Here is an 18,623-nt window from a genome sequence, read left to right on the forward strand (position 1 = left end):
ATGCGGCGGATTGACGCCACGCGCCCGCCTCGCGGATCGGTCGCCCTAAGCTGGCCCGGGCACACACCGTGACACAGGCTGCACGACGGCTGCGTCACGCTGCCGCCGTCGCCCCAGGCGCCTTCTTTCGCCGCGTCCGCGGCATTCAGCGAGGAAGCCATGTTCAAACACATCCTCATCCCCATCGACGGGTCCGACGTTTCCCTGCGCGCCGCGAAAACCGGCATCGAGCAGGCCGCACTGACCAAGGGCAAGGTCACGGCGATCCACGTGATCTCGCCGTTCCAGACCATCGCCTACATGGGCGCCATCCTGGCCGCCACCGAATTCGCCTACGACGAGGAAGCCAAGGCCAACGCGCAGCGCTACCTCGACCAGGTCAAGGCCCTGGCGGATGCGGCCGGTGTGCCATTCGAGGGTTACGCCGAGTTCGGCGACCAGCCCTACGAAACCATCGTGCAGGCCTGCAAGGACAGGCACGCCGACCTGATCGTGATGGGCTCCAACGGATGGCGCGGCATGACGCGCCTGCTGCTGGGCAGCGAAACGCACAAGGTGCTGCTGCGCGCCGACGTGCCCGTGCTTGTCTGCCACTGAGGCACCGTTGCGCCCGGCGCCGCGAGGTTTGTCGCGGTGCCGGGCGTTTCCTCACAGGCTCAGTTTCAGGTCCGCCACGTAGGTGCGCTGCGGAAACGGGTGGTACAGGTAGTACTTGTCGTTGGTCACGTTGTCGATGCCGAACGATGCCGCCAGATGATCGTTGATCTGGTAGTGCGCACGCACGTCGAACACGGTGAACTTGTCGAAGGCGCCGAACACGTGCGGCGTGTTGTCGGTGTTGTCCATCGTCGAATACTGCTTGCCGCTGTAACGGCCCGCCAGCGTGAACGCCCAGGCCGCATCGGGCCGATAGGTTGCCACCGCCGTGGCGCGCCAGCGTGGCACGTAGGGCACGTGCTTGCCATCGGATGTGGTGCCGGCCGCGCTGGCGAAGCTGTCGTTGGACAGGATGGTCGAGTCGACGAAGGTCACGCTGCCCGACAGCTCCAGCCCCTGGATCAGCACATTGTCCTTCTGCGCGACGAGCTCGATGCCGCGATTGCGCAGCTTGCCCACGTTCGTCACGTAGGTCACCGGCACGGCCACGTTGGGCAAGGTGGAGGTCTGCGAGATCAGCGCGTTCTTCGTGTTCTCCTGGAACAGCGACAGGCGCAGCATGCCCTGCTCGATCGCATGCTCCACGGCAAGCTCGCCGCTGCGCGCGGTTTCCGGCTTCAGGTTGGGGTTGGGCACGCTGTAGGTCGAGCCGGTCTGCACCAGCTGATACAGCTCGCCCACCGTCGGAAAGCGGATGGCCTTGGCCAGCGAGCCCGTGAGGCGCCAGTCCGGCGCGATGCTCCACTGCAAGGTGGCCTTGGGCGAGAAGCCGTCGGCTTTCTCCGCGGGCTGCTGCACGGCCGTCTTGCCGCTGAAGTTGTAACCATCGCTGGCCTTCCACCACTCGTAGCGGCCACCCAGGGTCAGCAGCCAGTTCGGCGCCAGCCGCCAGGCGTCCTGCAGCCACAGCGCCTGCGTCTGCGTCTTGCCGCGACCGGCCGCGTACAGCGTGGTCAGGCTGTACGGGTCGGTCCAGTCGCTGAGGTTGGTGGTGGGGTTGTTGAGCTTGTACTGGTCCGCATGCGCTCCGATGGACACCTCATGCGCCCCGTCGTAACCCTGCGGACGCCAGATGCCCGTGGCGTCGGCGGTGGACCACTGCGTGCCGCCGTAACTGGCGAGGCGGCCATTGGTGGTCAAGCCTGTTCCCGTGGTCACGCCAGCCGGCTGCCACTGCTTGTCCTGCAGATAGTCGTAATGAGTCACCACGAACGAGGCGTCGTAGTCGCCCTTGGTATCCGACTTCACCGACAGGCCCTGCATCAGGTGGTCCGCGCTGAGCTGATAGATGTTGCTGGCAAAACCCGCCACCTTGCCGTAGGTGGGTTGGCCCGCGGCATCGGTCAGGTAAGTGTCCACGCGGGACTGGCCGTGGTTGTGCCAGTAGCCCGCCAGGTAGGTCGCCTTCCACTGCGGGGTGATGTCATAGGTGAACTCGCCGTTGAGGTCGAGCATGCTCGTATGCAGCAGGCCGCCCGCGCCGTAGACGTTCGCCACCTGCCCCACCTTGTTCAATGCGGGAATGGTGCCGCTGGTGCCGGCGGGGATCGTGCTGCCCGTGATGATCGACAGCGGCTCGCTGAAGCTGTTCGTCGCATTGGCGCCGACGAACCACCCGAAATTGCCGCTGCGCCCGCCGGCCGTGAGGCTGGTCTGGCTGGTGCTGTAGTTGCCGTGCGTGCCGTACAGGTCGGACGACTGCACCGCCTCGGTTTGCTTGATGGTCACCTCGGTCTTGTCCGGCATGCGCGTCACGATGTGCATCACGCCCCCGATCGAGTTGCCGGCATAAGCAGCCGAGAACGGCCCGTACATCATGTCGACGTGATCGATGGCCTCCGGCGAAGTCATGCCCCAGCGCGGCGCGCCGATGGTGTTGTTGTTGGCGATCAATGCCGAGATCGGGATGTCGTCGATGTACACCAGCGTGCGCGCGCTGGAATTGAGCCCCCAGGTGCGCGTGGCCAGCACCGCCTGGGTGTCGCCGTAATTGCGTTTGCGAAGGAACAGGCTGGGCAGGTATTTCGCCGCGTCTTCCACGTCCACGGCATTGATGGTGGCCTCCACGCGCTCGGCGGGCACCGTGGCCAGGGTGGCGGGGAAACCTGGGGCCGCCAGTTTCTGCGTGACGGCGGATACCTTGACCGGCCCAAGGCTGGTGACCTTCTTGTCGGGTGTCGTCTGGTCCGGCGAATCGCTGGGCCCCGACTGGGCCATGGCGATGGAGGAAGCAAGCAGCGTGAGCGGCAATCCAAGGGCCGCTCCGCGCATCAGGGAAAAGCGCATGACATGAATTCCATGGTGTCCAGCGCCGCAATGCGGCGCATGACTGGGCACAGGCAGACACGGGAACCAACGCATGGGCGCGATACCGCGCCGCCATGCCTGTCCCCTGTGTCGCCATCGATATCGGGCCGCCGCGCACGATGGCGCAGCAGCCCGCTAGACCGTCATCCGAGCAGGATAAGCGGTGGCCCTCGTGGATTCGCGCTGAGCAGTGGCTGCGCATGCCGTGGCGCCGCCGTCCCGGTGTCGGGCGCGACGGCCGGCAGGGGCGCGGCGAGAAGAAGGGCGACGAACGCGCCCGAAAGCAGCGGCGTATGCGCCAACAACGCGCAGTAGCCGCACTGATCCATGTGCAGCGCCGGATCGCCGGGCATATCCGGCATGGCGGGCATTGGCATGCCGGCCATATCCGGCATATCGGCATGTTCGCCGCCATGCTCGTGGCCCGCGCACAAGGCGCCCGTATCGCTGGAAACCCACAGGGGAAGCGCGCGCGACACCGTGGGCGCAGCCACGAGCAGCCACATGGCGGCCAGGGCCAGCCATGCAACAAGGCGTCGTGATGTACGGCGTCGGATCAAACCTTTCCCCAACCCTTGAGTGGGCTCCAGACATCATCGCATGATCGGCGATATCTGACACGGGTTGACGGGTGCGGCGCGGCGTCGCTTGTGGGCCGCCGCGCGGCCGGCGTGGCCGCTTCGCCGCGTCAGGCGCCCTTTGCCTTGGCTGCCTTCACTCGGCTGCGCGCCGGCGCATTCTTCTTCAGGTGCGTCCGGTTATAGGCGATGGCGGTGCGCACCAGCGCCTTCAGCGCGCGCTTGTCGAGCTTGTCGCCTTCGTGCAGATCGATGGCACGCCACTTGCCGCCATCGAGACCGGCATTGAACAGCTTGCCGGCATCTTCCAGCTGCGCCCCATGCATAAAGGTGATCTTCACCTTGTCCTTGTGTGCATTGGCGACCGCGATCATGCCGTCGCAGGACCACACCGGGCTGCCCATCCATTTCCAGTCCTCGACGACACCTTCATCGGCGCCAAGGAACGTTTCGCGGACGCTGGCCAGCATCTTGCCGCGCCAGTCGTCGATGCTTGCGATCAGTTGATCGATGCGCTCTGAAGGATTCATCGGATCCTCACTCCCTGCGTTGTGATTCCGAGGTCCGCCCACGCCACCCACGCAGGCGATCGCCACGGCTGATCCGGATAGTACAAGCGATGAAGGCCCCGCATGCCTGCGGGGCCTTCACGCTCTCTCCCGTCACCCTCGGCTATCGCGGAAGCGCTGCGATAGCACCCTTGCCGCCTCTAGCGACGCCCGAAACATCGCACAGCGCGAGGTACAGGGGATGAACGGGGCCGGCCTGCCGCATGGGCTTCGTTCGCCTGTTCAGCGCGGCGTTCCATAACGTCAGTCCGCTGAAAGATGACAGGCCGGAACCAACGGTCGTCAGTCCGCCCTATCGCAACGCATCATGCGCCCGCCTAAACTGCAGATGGCGGCCTGCTTCAGCATGCGAAGCTGAACGAACAGGCCCGTCTGCCCATGACCCAAGGACGGACCACATGGCCACCACTGAGAAAAACCCTTGGCGCCCCTTGCGCCGCTGGGAAAAAGCCGCACTAGCCGCCGTCGGCGTGCTGATACTGATCTGGGCAACCTTTCAGACCTGGAAAAACTGGAGCTTCCTGGCGCACTGCGAGCGTGTCACCGGCGTGGTGGTCGAAAACACGGGGCATCCCGTCATTCGGTTTACCGCGGCGGGCGGCGCAACCGTTCAGTTCGTGCAGAACGGTTACGTCTCGCGCGATGCCGGCTCGGCGATACCCGTCGCTTACGACCCGCACGACCCGGCCGGAACCGCGCGCGCCGATACGTTTCTGGCGCTTTGGGCCTCTATACTTGGTCTTCTTCCCATGAGTCTTGGCTGCCTAGCCGCTGCGTTTCTTGGCGGCGAAATCAGGCTCACCGGCCGATACGGTTGAATGAACTCTCCGTCGTGACAACACGCAAAAGAAAAAGGCGCGGAGCATGCAGCTCCGCGCCTCTCTGAAAGCGAATGCCTTTCGATGACTCAGGGCAACGTCAAGTTGATCGGGTTCGACTTCATGGTGGCCGACAGCGCGGGAAACGGGTCGACGCCGGACATGGTCTTCACGTCGTCCACCGACACCACGGCGCAGGTGTAGTTGGTTTCATTGGTGCACAGGAACGCCGCCGCGCCCACGCCCGGCTCGTATACCGCCTTCCAGGTATAGGCGGGCACGGCCACCGCGTCCTTGCCGATGGTCGGGATGTTGTCCGGATCAAACGCCGGGCCCGTCACCACGTACACCTCGCCCAGCTGCGTCGCGAGATTGCGCACGTAGGTCTCGATCTTTTCCCATTCGCCCGCGTTCAGCACATGCAACTGCGGCACCACGTTGGCCATGGAGAAGGTTTCGCCCTCCGACGTCAGCGTCGAGGCATCGCCCGCCGGCGTCATGTGGCCGCGGTCGTAACCGCTATTGGTGTAATCGGACGACTGCGAACGATCCGCCGTGGGAATGCCCGTTTCCTGATGCCAGGAGCCGCTGCGGCTGATGGAATCGGCACCGGCGATCTGCGCCGCGGTCAGATGCTCCGCCGAATACAGCGGCCCCTTCGTCACGCCCGATGCAAACAGCACGTACTCGGTGTGGCACACCTCCGTCGTGCGGCTCAACAGCGACGCATCCAGCGTCGGCGCCGAGCCCGCGATAAAGAAGTTGGGACAGGCCGTGCCGGCGAACGCGCCGCCGGACACGAAGAAACAGACCGCAAGCAGCCAAGATCCGATGCGTGACATGGAGGTCCCCGTCAATAGGTAGTGCGCGGGAACCTACCGACGGCGAATGTCAGATCAATGACTTTACGGTTGTAGGAAAAACAGCAGGCGAAACCTGTGAATCGCGTCGCATCCGTTTCCCGAACTTGGCGTGCAGGAAAGGTGACGCCTCGTCAGCCAAGGCATTCACCATGCCCAGCCCATTCCCGGCGCATCAACACGGAGTGAGGACTACAGACGAGCACCACAGGCCTTGCTATGGCGGCAACGCTGCTCGCGGAGTCTTCGGACGGGGTTTGCGAGCAGCCACGACAGCAGGGTCGTGAATAGCGCGGGCCGCATGGGGTTGCATCCCACACGGCCCGCTGACCACCACCAACTGAAGTAGGAGTTGATCATGGCTACGCCGGATCATAAGGCACGCGCGCACCCGTCTTTTATCCAAGACGACCACCTCACGCCCTTTCCGGACACTTCGCATCGGGCGAACCTGACAGCGCAACCGCACATCGATGCACCACGCGCTCCCTTGACCGCTTAGGTGGCAGCACCCTCGCCTGTCGACAGCGAGGCATGACTCTGTCCATCGCGACATGGGCGACAAGCAGAGACGAACGACCCGTCACGGAACCAGACCTGCTCGCATGAGCAACGCGCCCCACCCGGCTCGCCCCACCGAAGCCCCGGCATAACCGGCTACCCGCCGACGTGAGGCCAGCGCAAGCCCATTGATCACCCCTGTGGCGCGGCGGTTTTTGAGTCCGCCGCGCCACACCTAGTAGCCCGGATGGAGCCATGCGTAATCCGGGAATGCGTCACGCGCAACCCGGCATATTCGCGATCCCACAACACCGATTCCTGAACCACTTCGATCGCGCTACAGCATGTAGGGGTTCACTGATTGAACCAGGCCAGCACAGCCGGTACTTTTCGAAACGCTGCGGTAGATATCTGGGCAAGGACAACAGCCCTGCTCATCCGCGTACATCATTGCTCGCACTGTCCATGGAAGCCGGAGGGAGTTGACGCATGAAGCGATGCATGTCGAGAGTCTTGGCTTTGGCTGTACTGGCATTTGTAGTGCCGCTCCTGCCCGCTTGTTCCAGCTCTTCCCGACTACCTGAAGTGCTTGCCTCAGCGCCGCTCGCCATGGATAAGGCTGGCGCTTCCGTAAGCGTCGACTTCAACGTCACCGAATCGGATATTGCCACCAAGCACCGACTGATGGTGGCCCTGGATTTTCCGCAGACGAAGAGCATGAAGCTCGAAGACTCCATTCAACATGGAAATGTGCCGGTTGAACTCGAAATCGTCTACCTCACTGATGGAAATTCCATACCAATCCCCACGCAGGACGACGGAGGCGTTGCCGCACATGCCTGGAAAAACGGTAGTGCCACAGCAAACCTGCACTTGTATGCAACCAATGGCGATACATCGTTCGTTCTGATCGCTGGCTTCTATCCCACCAAGCCTGGAAGTTACAGAGCCACCGTCAGAACTATCAAAGACCAGCCCCTCTTCGCAGGGATCAACGGCATCATCAAAGTTCAGCCGTTCTATAACACAGGCGAATGAGTGATAAATCATGACCGATTCGAATAAATATACCTTAACGGTCTATGTTGCCGCTCCTGGCACACCACTTCTCAAGGAGCAAGGTCACACCAATGCCACCTCAGGGCCTGGCCATATGTTTTACGTGGTCAGCGATGGCACAAACGCGCCCAGGAGTTATGGCTTTGCCCCGGTCGAGCACGGCAGCATTAACGGCAAGGGAGAAGTTGCAAGAGATGATCTGCAGAACTACAAAGACCCCTTGTACGCACGGACCATGGAGATATCCAAGGATCAATATGACAAGTTGACTGCCTTTGGCGATAACCCGAGGCAATACGGATTCGACACGCAATATAAAGACGTACGCAATAACTGTGTTGATTTCACCTGGGCAGCCCTCAACCACGCGGGCATCCAGCATCAGAGCCATATCGATCTTGGCACGGGGCCGCTCACTCCAGGCATGCGGGTCCCACTACCCGGTACAAGCGAAGGCAAGGGAGCCTTTCGCCCCACCCAAAACATCGACGACATAAAAAGCATCAAAGACCCGATCCCAGGCAGCCCGCTCAACAAAGAGCACACCAACCCGATGCCTTCGCGGGACTTCAAACAGTGGTTGCTCAGCGACATTCCACTGGACGACCCATCACACCCCGGCAATGCCATGTACAAGCAGGCCCATGAAGGCGTAGCCAAACTCAACGCTCAGCATCAGGTACCCGCTTCCGATCGTGACAAGGATTTTGCCGCCTCGATCGCCACCAACGCCAAAGCAGGCGGCCTCGATCGTATCGACCACGTTCTGCTCAGCCCAGATGGCGACAAAGTGTTTGCCGTGCAGGGAAGCATGACTAGCGTGCACGGCATGGATCGAAAAATAGCGAGCATGCAGACCATGGATGCGCTGAATACGCCGCTGTCGCAAAGCAGCGCTCATTGGCAGCAGGCGGCGGAACAGGGACAGCAGCTTCAGCAGCAGGCGCAGATCAGACTGGAGAATCAGGCGCAGCAGGCCAGTCAGCAGCAAGGTCCGGTGATGCGCGCTTGATGAGCGACCCGAGCCTCGGCTCTCCGTCGGAAACGAAAAACGCCCTCATGCGGGGGCGTTTGCGTATCTGGCGGAGAGAGTGGGATTCGAACCCACGGTAGGCTTACACCTACGGCAGTTTTCAAGACTGCTGCCTTAAACCACTCGGCCATCTCTCCGAATTGTCGCCGCGAGTCGGTGCGCTATGCGCACCACTACGGCAGTTTGACTCCGGCCCTCCGCCCCTTCGGGGCCATCGACGTTGTCGATGTTCGCTCCGGCATCCTGCCTTCGCGTCGAGACCGCTGCCTTACACCGCTCGGCCATCTCCACGAATTGCTCTCGGCTCTTACGTGACCCGAGCCACCTGGATTCCGGCCTGCACCGGAACGACGAGCAACAAATCCTATCAGGAATGGCTCTCCGTGCCCCGCCCTTTTTTCGACAAGGCGATCATCGCCCACAGCATGATGCCTACCGGAATGGCCGCGCCGACCAGGGGAAGCAGCAGCACCGGGGAGCGGATGACCATGGGCACCAGTTGGGTGGTGGCGGCGAAGGCGATGATGCCGAAGCGCAGGGCGCGGCTTTGCCGGGCGAACCAGAAGGCGCCGATGACCAGCACGGTGGCGATGACGCTGAGCACCAGGTCCACCATGGGCATGGGGAACATGGTCACCAGCCCTAAGCGGGTGAGCAGCTCGGTGGCGAGGATGGTCAGCAGCGTGTAGCTGGCTGTGAGTTCCACCTTGTCCCAGCGCGTGCTGCTCATCGCCATGGCTTCAGGCGAGCCGCTCCAGGCCGCGCAGGTAGGGGCGCAGCACGTCGGGCACGGTGATGGTGCCGTCCTCGTTCTGGTAGTTCTCCATCACGGCGACCAGGGTGCGGCCCACGGCCAGGCCGGAGCCGTTCAAGGTGTGCACCAGCTCCGGCTTGCCGGTGGCGGGGTTGCGCCAGCGGGCCTGCATGCGGCGGGCCTGGAAGTCGCCGCAGTTGGAGCACGAGGAGATCTCGCGGTAGGTGTTCTGGCTGGGCAGCCACACTTCCAGATCGTAGGTCTTGATGGCGGCGAAACCCATGTCGCCGGTGCACAGCAGCACCTTGCGGTACGGCAGCTGGAGCAGCTGCAGCACCTTTTCGGCGTGGCCCACCATTTCCTCGAGCTGGGCGTGCGACTGCTCGGGCGTGGCGATCTGCACCATTTCGACCTTTTCGAACTGGTGCTGGCGGATCATGCCGCGCGTGTCGCGACCGTAGCTGCCGGCTTCGGCGCGGAAGCACATGCTGTGCGCGGTGAGGCGCATGGGCAAGGTATCGGCCTCGACGATGCTGTCGGCCACCAGGTTGGTCAGCGCCACTTCGGCGGTGGGAATGAGGTAGCGCTTGGCTTCGTTGACCTCGGTGGAGAACAGGTCTTCCTCGAACTTGGGCAACTGGCCGGTGCCCTTCATGGTGTCCGCGTTGACGATCAGCGGCACGTTGCATTCCAGGTAGCCGTGCTCGCCCGTCTGCAGGTCGAGCATGAACTGGGCGAGCGCGCGATGCAGGTGCGCCAGTTGGCCGCGCAGCACGGTGAAGCGCGCGCCGGAGAGCTTGGCGCCGGCGTCGGCATCGAGCCAGCCGTGACGCGCGCCCAGGTCCACGTGGTCCTTCACCGGAAAATCGAACGCTCGCGGCTGTCCCCAGCGCAGTTGCTCGACGTTTTCGGTTTCGTCCTTGCCCAGCGGCACGGACTCATGCGGAATGTTGGGAATGCCCAGCGCGATGTCGGCCAGTTTGGCCTGCACGTCGGCCAGCGCCTGCTCGTTGGCCTTGAGCTTGTCGCCGATGCCGGCGACCTCGGCCATCAGCGAGGCGACGTCCTCGCCTTTGGCCTTGGCCTGTCCGATGGCCTTGGACCGCGTGTTGCGCAGGTTCTGCAGTTCCTGCGTCTCGGTGGACAGCTGCTTGCGCTGATTCTCCAGGGCCTCGACGGCGGCTACATCGAGGTCGAAGCCACGGGTCTCCTTGAGGCGGGCGGCCGTTTCGGCCAGGCGCGAGCGCAGCAGTGCGGGGTCCAGCATGTCGGGTCCAGATGAATGACTTGGAACGCCGGATTATCGCTGCGGGAATGCTTGAGGGGCAATGCGGCGCAAGCTCAGGCTCGCCGCACACCTGCCGCATGGAAGCACGGCAGGCATGCCACACGTGCCGCGCTTTAGGCGGCGGCCCACAGCACGGCATCCGCCCCGGCCGGCAGGCGCATGGGCGTGGCCGGGTCGCTGACGGCGCGCCACACGGCCTCAGCCACGTCCGTCGAATGGGTTACCGGGTCGGTCGACTGCGCCCAGCCGTTCATCACGCCCTGGGCCAGCTCGGCATAGGCCTCGGGAAAACCCGCCAGCATGCGGGTGCGTGCATTTTCGCCAAAGCGGGTGTCGGGCGCCCTGCCCGGCAGCACCAGCCGCACACGGATGTCGAAAGGCTCCAGTTCCAGGGCCAGCGATTCGGTGAACGCATTCACCGCGGCCTTGCTGGCGGTGTACACGGACAGCAGGTGCAAGGGCCGCAGCGTGACCGTGGAGGTGACATTAACGATGACGCCGCTGCGGCGCTCGCGGAACTGCGGCAACACCGCCTGCGTCATGGCGATGGTGCCGAAGGTGTTGGTCTCGAACACCTCGCGCACCATGTCCATGGAAGTGCCTTCCAGCGCATTGAGCAGACCGATGCCGGCATTGTTGACCAGCGCATCGATGGAACCGGCGGCATCGACAAGGCGGGCGATGCTCTGCGGATCGGTCACGTCCAGCGGCAGTACGCGGAGGCGATCGGACGAAGGCAGCACATCCGCGCGCGGCGTGCGCATGGTGGCGATGACGTTCCAGCCTCGGCCGAGGAAATCGCGGGCGACCTCCAGGCCAAAACCGGACGAGCAACCGGTGACAAGGATGGTTTTCATGAAGGCTCCGGGCGTGGGGTGAAGTGGGAATGGGCCCACGATAGACGCCTGCATCCGGACTAACTACCATCAAAAGTCCAAGATTCATTGGCCATCGTCCAGCCATGACCGATCCGCTCTCGGAAATCGTCACCCTGCTCCAGCCGCAGGCCGCGTTCTCCAAGATCTCCAGTGCCGCCGGGCCCTGGCAGGTGCGGCGCGCCGTGATGGACCGGCCGTTCTACTGCCTGATCCTGGAAGGCGCCAGCCGGCTGGCCATCGAGGGGCGCGAACCCTTGATCCTGCAGGCGGGCGATTTCCTGCTGGCCCCGGCCGCCGTCAGCTTTACGGTGTCCAGCCTGCAACCGCCGGCGCACGACATCGACTCCGTGCCCACGGTGTTGCCCGGCGGCGAATACCGGCTCGGTCGCCCGGAGGGCCCGCCAGACGTCCGCATGATGGCCGGCTTTTGCAACTTCGGCTCGCCGGACGCGGCCTTGCTGGTGTCGCTGCTGCCGCAACTGGTGCACGTTCGTGGCGAGCCAAGACTGTCCACGCTGGTGCAACTGGTAATCGAGGAATCGCGCGCGCAGCGCCCCGCGCGTGAGGTCATTCTTTCCCGGCTGCTGGAAGTGCTGCTGATCGAGGCTTTGCGCTGCACCACCGGCACGACGGCGTCGCCGGGTCTGTTGAACGGCCTGGCCGACGCGCGACTGGCCACGGCGATACGGTGCATGCACGAAAGCCCCACCCACGCATGGACGGTGGCGCAACTGGCGAAGAAGGCGGCGCTGTCGCGCTCGGCGTTTTTCGAACGCTTCAACCGAGCCGTGGGCATGCCGCCGATGGAATACCTGCTCGCGTGGCGCATGGCGCTGGCGAAACGGCTACTGCAAAGCGATGGCCTGGGTATCGCCGAGGTCGCTGAGCGCGTCGGCTACAGTTCGGCAAGCACCTTCAGCGTGGCGTTCACCCGGCACGTCGGCTTGCCGCCCGCGCGGTATACGCGCACGCAGGCGGCGGTGCGCGAGTAACCCGCGATATCGCTCAATGGGCGCGACGCCCGTTTCGCCCCAGCCACCACGCCATCACCGCCCCGGCGAGCAGCCAACCGATGACCTGTTCCACCAGCGCCGCCACGGTGAAGTTGGTGGGAAAGCGATACCAGTTCCAGTACGGCACCAGGGTGCTGAGCCAGGCGAACACGCTGGCGGCCAACGCAATGCTCAGGCGCGTCATGAAGCTGAAGGCGGCCAGCGACATGACAAAGGCCAGCATCAGGGCGGACAAGGTATCGGAGGCCCATTGCCGCGGCAGCTGGCCGCTCATGTCGGAGAGGTCATCGCCCTGCGGCAGGTAGACCATGAAGGCATAGGGCGAGGCCTTGGCCTTGGCCGAATAGGCGGACATGACGGCCTTGTCGCCCATCTTGGCCGGGTCCACCGAGGGCAGCAGATAGACGCCGGCCTGCTCGCCCAGGCCCGGGCGCAGCGCGGCGAGCACGGTGTCTTCGGCCACGGGCTGGTGCATGCCGACATTGCCCAGGCCCAGCGCCATATGCGCCACGGCACCCCAGATGAACATCACGATTCCGCCGAGCAAAGCAGCTGCGAGCACGCGCATGACGACGACTCCCCGCATGATTCGGTGCGGTGAATCTATGCCTGCCACCGGCAGGCGACAACTTTACTTTCGGCCAGTGCGGCCGCGTGCTTCGCGGCGGGCTTCGCGCAGGCTCTGCAGCTTCTCGCGCAGTTTCAGTTCCAGCCCGCGCTCGACGGGTTCATAGAACACCGTGCCTTCCAGCGCGTCGGGCAGCAGTTGCTGGTCGAGCGCCACGCCGCCTTCGCTGTCGTGGTCGTACTGATAGCCCTGTCCGTAGCCCAGGCCTTTCATGAGCTTGGTGGGCGCGTTGCGCAGGTGCATGGGCACTTCCAGCGTGCCGGTCTGCTGCACCACGGCGCGGGCCGCGTTGTAGGCCTTGTAGGCGGCATTGCTCTTGGGCGCGATGGCCAGCCAGATGGCGAGCTGCGCCAGGCCAAGCTCGCCTTCCGGGCTGCCGAGGCGTTCGTAGGTATCCCACGCATCCAGCGCCATGCGCCAGGCGCGCGGCTCTGCCAGGCCAACGTCTTCCACCGCCATGCGCGTCATGCGGCGGGCGAGGTAGAGCGGGTCCACACCGCCGTCCAGCATGCGGGTCAGCCAGTACACGGCGGCGTCCGGATCGGACGAACGCACGGATTTGTGCAGCGCCGAGATCTGGCCGTAGAACTGCTCGCCGCCCTTGTCGAAGCGGCGCGTGCGGTCGGCCAGCACCTGCGTGAGCGTGGCCTCGTCGATGCGATGGTCTTCGGCGAGCTCCGAGGCGATCTCCAGCAGGGTGAGCGCGCGGCGCACGTCGCCATCTGCCGCCTGCGCGATCAGCTTGAGCGATTCGTCCGATACCTCGAGCTGCATCTCGCCAAGGCCACGCTCGGTATCTCCCAGCGCGCGCTTGAGCGCGACCACGACGTCGTCCGCCGTCACCGCCTCCAGCACGTGCACGCGGCAGCGCGACAGCAGGGCCGAGTTGAGTTCGAACGAAGGGTTTTCGGTGGTGGCGCCGACGAAGATGATCACGCCGCGCTCGATATGCGGAAGGAAGGCGTCCTGCTGCGCCTTGTTGAAGCGATGCACCTCGTCCACGAACAGCACGGTGCGGCGGCCCTGCGCGAAATTGGCTTCCGCCTCGGCCAGCGCCTTGCGCACGTCGGGCAACCCGGAGAGCACGGCGGAAATGGCGCGGAAATCCGCATCCGCATAGCGCGCCACCAACAGCGCCAGCGTGGTCTTGCCGCAGCCGGGCGGCCCCCACAGGATCATGGAATGCACCCTGCCCGCCTCCAACGCGCGGCGCAGGGCCTTGCCCGGCGCCAGCACGCGCTGCTGGCCCACGATTTCATCCAGGGTGCGCGGCCGCATGCGTTCGGCCAGGGGCTTGAGATCGTCGGACTCTGGAAACAGGCCCGGCGCGTCGAACATATCGCTGCGTGACATGCCGGGGATGATAGGGCATTGGGGCCGACAGAGCTTTATGAGGTGTTCGGGCCGTCGATGGAGAGGGACACCAAGAACCGTCATGCCCGCGAAGGCGGGAATGACGAGCAAAAAAAGCGGGGCTTCGCGAGCCTTTCTCAGGACTTCGACTCGTCCCGCCTTCCCTGCTTCAACAAACTGAACGCCATGGCCGCCACACCCAGCGCACCCAGTGCCAGCACCACCCATAGCAGCGGCTTGGTCCAGTCATAAGGCACCTTGGGCGCCTCCAGTGCGGATGGGCCGGCCTCGTCCACGCGTGGACCGAGTTCGGCCAGCGTCGGCTGCCAGTCCTCGCCTTTGGTGCTGCGCAGGCGGCTCAGCGCTTCGTCCACCGGGTAGTCGCCGCGCCGCGCCGAGTAGCTGCCGGCCAACAGGCGGAACGGCGCGCTGCCTTCGGGAATGAACACGTACTGCGGCGGCAGCCAGCCCACGCTCAGGGCGGGCGCGCCGGCCAGCGGCGTGTCGCTGCGCACGTGGATGCGCCGGGTGTTGTACGGCTGGCTCATCGTGGCCGTGTCCTCGCCACCCTTGCCGCCCGCGCGCACCAGGTTGAGCGAAGTCACTTCCGACCAGGTCTCATCGCCGTTGTCCAGGATCACATGCACGGTCGCCGCGTTGTTGTCGGCAGGCAAGGTGAGCTTGAACGCGATCAACGGCAGCTCGGCGGACAGCTCGTATTCGTAGTCGCCCGACACCTGCCCATTCGGCCTGGGCTCCAGCCACTGCAACTGCGAGGCGCGGTCGGCCGCCGCATCGGTGTAGTTGCCGACCAGCTTGACGGTGGGCACGTGGCCCGTGCTCCAGTCCACCTGGCCGTCGGTCAGGCGCACGCGGAAATAACGCTCCGGCTCACTGCTGGCGGTGTCGATGCTCAACTGCTCGACCTGGTCCTGATCGCCATGCACGCGGGTCAGGCCCACGTCGCTGGACATCAAATTCCACTGCCGCAGGTCGTTGCTGCCTTCGACGGTAACGTGGATCTGGAAATCCTCCTGCAGCGTCGACGGATCCAGCGCAATGCTGTCGATCTCCACGGCGCGACCCGCATCGATCAGCCAGCTGTCGGTATGCTGCGCGGTGGCGCCCCGGTCGTCCTGGCTGATGACGATGCCGCCGTTGGCATTGCGCTCCACCTTCACGCTGTCGCTGTTGTTCGCGGCAGCCACAGGCACCGGCAGCAGGCGAGCCATGGTTTCGAAGTGATGCCTGGTCGGCGGCGACGGCGGCATCGGCGCGAACGGCACGGGCTTGCCCGCCGCGTTCACCACGATCACGTCACGCAGATGCGCCGACGGGTTGGCGGCGGCATAGACCTGCGGGCCCAGCACCACCCGGTACGCATCGTCGGCGCTTTTCGTATCGAGTGGAAACGCATAGGCGTAGTTCACGTTCGGCCCCGCCCGCGCGGCCACCACCGGCAGCATCAAGGCCAGCGCAATCCAACGAACATCAAGGCGCATGCCCGGTCTCCTCCATAGACGATGAACGACGCGGCGGAGCCGGCGCCAGGTATCCGATGACACTGCACAGCAGGCCGAACGCGATGAACGAGCCAATGCCGAACAGGTTGCCCAACTGGCGACGGTCGACCAGGATCAGCTTGGCCAGCACCACGCCCATGATGATGGCGCCGGCCAGCCAGAACAGGCGATGGCCGCGGCGCGAACCCCACACCCAGGCAAACAGGCCGAGCACGCTCCACACCACGGTGAGCGACATCTGCGCGAGGCTGGAATCGGCCAGATCAGTACCCCACGCCACGCCGCCGAGCTGATGCACGGCGCGCAGCGTGATGCTGGTGGCCAGCGCCAGCACGATGGAGCCGAGCACCGGGCCGCGCGCATGCCGCAACACGGGCGGCAGCGACGGATCGGTGATCCAAGCCGCGAACATCGCAGCAGTCGCCAACAGCAGCAGCTCCACCGGATTCAGCAGCGGCACGTAGCGCAGCGGCGCGGCATCGCCGTCCATGAACAGCGCGATCACGCCCGCCAAGCCAAGCGCGGCCAGCAGCGAATATTTCAGCGGCGGCAACCAGCGCGGCAGGCTTTCCACCATCGGTGGTGCGATCAGGCGCGGTCGCCAGTGCGCGAGCGCAAACGCCAGCAGCAGCGACAGCAGGCTCAACGCCGCCATCCAGCTGCCGGACAGCCAGCGCAGGCGATCCAGCGCCACCGCCACGCCAAACCCGGCGAGCAGCACCCAGCGCCACAGCCACGTCCATTGCGCCGCCGTGCCGGCCCATTCGGCGGAACGCAGGCACAGCAGCGTGCGCCAGCCCAGCACGGCGGCGGCGATCACTGCCAGAAGGTTCCATCCTCGCCAGGGTTGCTCGTGACTGGCGGCCATCAGGACGACAAGCACCAGCACGCAGGCCATCAGCGCCACCGGGCTCCATCGCAGCGCAAAGCCCAGTTCCTGCGTATCGCGATACCTGGATGCTTCCGCCGTGCCCCACGCGGTGACGGCGAACCATGCGAACCACGCGGCGGACATGTTCGCGTCCGGCACGAAGCTGGAGATTTCCTGCGCGCTGGCGGCGATCCACCACAACATGCCCCAGGCATACAGCACCACCGAAAGCACGCGGTGCAGCGCACGTCCGTTGCCCAGCCGCGCAAACAGGCCCGCGCTGGCAAAGCACGCGATCACCAGCATCAATGCGCTGATGCATTCACGGTTGAGCACCGGCCACGCGACGTGAACGCCGCCGTGCATGCCGCGATCGATCAACAACGCGCACGCGGCGAACACTTGCAGCGCGACGCCGCTCCACGTCGCGAACAGGCGCTGCTGACGCAGGCCCAGCCAGATCAGCCCCGCGCCTTCGAGCGCGAAGATGCTGCCGGTGACGTCGGCGCTCAAGGCCAGCGGCACGGTGAGCGTCGCGAGCGCCACCGCCAGGATGGCCCAGGTGTCGCGGATCAGCCGCATGCCCGGCTGGCGGCGCGACAGATACGCCACCGCCACATAGATCGCCGCGGCCACCAGCGTGGAGATGGCCAGCGCCTTGCCGTCCCACTGCAGCAGCGCGCCCTGCAGCAACAGGCTGACCAGCGGATTGCCGAACATCAGGCAGCCGTCGATCACCAGGCGCCGGTCGACTGGCGCGCGCACCACGTGCAGCCAGGGAATGAACAGGTAGAACAGGAAGTTGAGGATCAGGAACGGCTCGGTGCTGGCGAACAGCGAATGGTCATAGCGCAGCACGCCCCATGCACTGCCCACCGCGAAGGTCGCGATGAAACCCAGCAGGTTGAGCACGCGCCACGAGCGCTTCCAGGCGATGCCGAGAATGGCGAGGTTCAATACCGCGTAGTAACTGAACAGCGCCACGTGGCTGCCGTTGCCGGTGGAGACCAGGATGGGCGCGGCGAAGCCGGCGATCAGGCCCAGCACGGCCAGCGCCAGCGCGTCCTGCATCACCGCCAGCACGCCGATGCCGGCCACCAGCACCACGAGCACGGCGAACGCCGCGCCCGCGGGCAACAGATCGTAGAGACGGAAGGCGGCGAACACCGTCATCACCAGCACGCCGATGGAGCCGCCCTGCAGGGACAGGGCGAACACGCGCCGCGATTCGCGCTTGTGCCAGCCAAAGAACAAGCCGCCGATGGCGGCCAGCGCCACCATGGACACGCGCAAGGCCACGGGCACGTGCAACATGCCGGCATCGGATGCGTACTTGAGCAGCGCCGCCACGCCGGCGAACAGCACCAGCATGCCGATCTTCACCGGCACATTGCCCTCGGTGAACCAGCCCCACACGCGCTGAAGCAGGCGATCGAATGCCGAGGGCTGCGACGGCGCGGCGGGAGCGCGTGGCTCGGCGGGCCTGGGTGCGGGCGCCGCAACCGGCACGGGCGGCGGTGTCTCTTCCCGTGCCACGGGGGACGGCGACACCGCCGCCACCGGTGGCGCGACCGGCGCCGACGGTTCGCGAAGGGTTTCGCGCGCTTCCTGCGCGGTCATCCAGGGTCGTTCGGTAGCCGCCTGTTCCGGCGCGGGCGCTTGCGCCGGCTTGGTCGCCGTCAGCTGCTTGCGGATGCGATCCAGCTCATGGGACAGCTCCATCTGCCTGCCCCACAACAAACCCACCGCCGCGCCACCGACGATGCCGGCCAGGCTGGCTGAAGACACCAGCCCGCCCAGCACCGCACCGATCACCATCCATAGAAGAATCATGCCTGTCCGTCTCCACCCGCCTGGGGCCTCACACCGCCAGTGTGCCATGGCCGACTCCATGCCGACCTGCAAAGGGCGTGCGCTACGGGCGACGTACGTC

16 protein-coding genes and 1 tRNA gene are annotated in these 18,623 nt (G+C 65.2%); 5 read left to right on the forward strand and 12 right to left on the reverse strand.

The window, feature by feature from the left end; all coding sequences use genetic code 11:
- Positions 1–159: 159 nt before the first annotated feature.
- On the forward strand, positions 160–597 hold the full coding sequence (locus tag BDW41_RS00195; protein WP_074547625.1) for a universal stress protein: 438 nt from the start codon (positions 160–162) through the stop codon (positions 595–597).
- A 51-nt stretch (positions 598–648) separates the two neighbouring features.
- Here the strand turns inward: BDW41_RS00195 and BDW41_RS00200 are convergent, their stop codons facing one another.
- The 3 genes from BDW41_RS00200 to BDW41_RS00210 form a co-directional block, all read right to left on the reverse strand.
- Positions 649–2,943, reverse strand: a complete 2,295-nt coding sequence (locus tag BDW41_RS00200) for a TonB-dependent receptor (protein ID WP_083337575.1) — start codon at positions 2,941–2,943, stop codon at positions 649–651.
- A 164-nt stretch (positions 2,944–3,107) separates the two neighbouring features.
- A complete protein-coding gene (locus tag BDW41_RS00205) occupies positions 3,108–3,524 on the reverse strand; it encodes a DUF2946 domain-containing protein (RefSeq protein ID WP_233496723.1) in 417 nt (138 codons plus the stop codon).
- 128 nt (positions 3,525–3,652) lie between these two features.
- Positions 3,653–4,123, reverse strand: a complete 471-nt coding sequence (locus tag BDW41_RS00210) for a DUF1801 domain-containing protein (RefSeq protein WP_233496724.1) — start codon at positions 4,121–4,123, stop codon at positions 3,653–3,655.
- 386 nt (positions 4,124–4,509) lie between these two features.
- Between BDW41_RS00210 and BDW41_RS00215 the strand changes: the two genes are divergently transcribed.
- Positions 4,510–4,929 (forward strand): DUF3592 domain-containing protein, encoded by a 420-nt coding sequence (locus BDW41_RS00215; protein ID WP_074547621.1) that lies wholly within the window; start codon positions 4,510–4,512, stop codon positions 4,927–4,929.
- Between the two features lie 89 nt (positions 4,930–5,018).
- Here the strand turns inward: BDW41_RS00215 and BDW41_RS00220 are convergent, their stop codons facing one another.
- A complete protein-coding gene (locus BDW41_RS00220) occupies positions 5,019–5,771 on the reverse strand; it encodes a DNA/RNA non-specific endonuclease (RefSeq protein WP_074547620.1) in 753 nt (250 codons plus the stop codon).
- A gap of 1,008 nt (positions 5,772–6,779) precedes the next feature.
- On the opposite strand from BDW41_RS00220, the gene BDW41_RS00225 reads away from it, so the two are divergent.
- Together BDW41_RS00225 and BDW41_RS00230 are read left to right on the forward strand one after the other, a co-directional pair.
- Entirely contained in the window at positions 6,780–7,328 is a 549-nt protein-coding gene (locus tag BDW41_RS00225) for a hypothetical protein (protein WP_146217273.1), read from the forward strand.
- 10 nt (positions 7,329–7,338) lie between these two features.
- Positions 7,339–8,361, forward strand: coding sequence for an XVIPCD domain-containing protein (locus tag BDW41_RS00230; protein WP_074547618.1), 1,023 nt, complete (start codon positions 7,339–7,341; stop codon positions 8,359–8,361).
- 68 nt (positions 8,362–8,429) lie between these two features.
- Here BDW41_RS00230 and BDW41_RS00235 read toward each other — a convergent pair.
- From BDW41_RS00235 to BDW41_RS00250, 4 genes are all read right to left on the reverse strand, one after another.
- A tRNA-Ser gene (locus BDW41_RS00235) sits at positions 8,430–8,519 on the reverse strand.
- Between the two features lie 230 nt (positions 8,520–8,749).
- Positions 8,750–9,112 (reverse strand): LrgA, encoded by a 363-nt coding sequence (locus BDW41_RS00240; RefSeq protein ID WP_074547682.1) that lies wholly within the window; start codon positions 9,110–9,112, stop codon positions 8,750–8,752.
- A 10-nt stretch (positions 9,113–9,122) separates the two neighbouring features.
- Positions 9,123–10,403: a serine--tRNA ligase gene (gene serS, locus BDW41_RS00245; protein ID WP_074547617.1), complete on the reverse strand. Its 1,281-nt coding sequence runs from the start codon at positions 10,401–10,403 to the stop codon at positions 9,123–9,125.
- 134 nt (positions 10,404–10,537) lie between these two features.
- Positions 10,538–11,281, reverse strand: coding sequence for an SDR family oxidoreductase (locus BDW41_RS00250; RefSeq protein WP_074547616.1), 744 nt, complete (start codon positions 11,279–11,281; stop codon positions 10,538–10,540).
- A 104-nt stretch (positions 11,282–11,385) separates the two neighbouring features.
- Here BDW41_RS00250 and BDW41_RS00255 point away from each other — a divergent pair, with 104 nt between their 5' ends.
- Complete coding sequence (locus tag BDW41_RS00255; RefSeq protein WP_074547615.1) at positions 11,386–12,294, forward strand: AraC family transcriptional regulator; 909 nt, start codon at positions 11,386–11,388, stop codon at positions 12,292–12,294.
- A gap of 13 nt (positions 12,295–12,307) precedes the next feature.
- Here the strand turns inward: BDW41_RS00255 and BDW41_RS00260 are convergent, their stop codons facing one another.
- The 4 genes from BDW41_RS00260 to BDW41_RS00275 form a co-directional block, all read right to left on the reverse strand.
- A complete protein-coding gene (locus BDW41_RS00260) occupies positions 12,308–12,883 on the reverse strand; it encodes a hypothetical protein (RefSeq protein ID WP_074547614.1) in 576 nt (191 codons plus the stop codon).
- A gap of 63 nt (positions 12,884–12,946) precedes the next feature.
- Positions 12,947–14,296, reverse strand: a complete 1,350-nt coding sequence (locus BDW41_RS00265) for a replication-associated recombination protein A (RefSeq protein ID WP_074547613.1) — start codon at positions 14,294–14,296, stop codon at positions 12,947–12,949.
- Between the two features lie 137 nt (positions 14,297–14,433).
- Positions 14,434–15,798, reverse strand: a complete 1,365-nt coding sequence (locus BDW41_RS00270) for a DUF3999 family protein (RefSeq protein WP_074547612.1) — start codon at positions 15,796–15,798, stop codon at positions 14,434–14,436.
- Entirely contained in the window at positions 15,788–18,523 is a 2,736-nt protein-coding gene (locus BDW41_RS00275) for a DUF2339 domain-containing protein (protein ID WP_074547611.1), read from the reverse strand. Before BDW41_RS00275 ends, BDW41_RS00270 begins: the two co-directional genes overlap by 11 nt.
- Between the last annotated feature and the right edge of the window lie 100 nt (positions 18,524–18,623).

Origin of the sequence: Dyella sp. AtDHG13, assembly GCF_003201105.1 — a bacterium.
Classification (GTDB): Bacteria; Pseudomonadota; Gammaproteobacteria; order Xanthomonadales; family Rhodanobacteraceae; genus Dyella; species Dyella jiangningensis_B.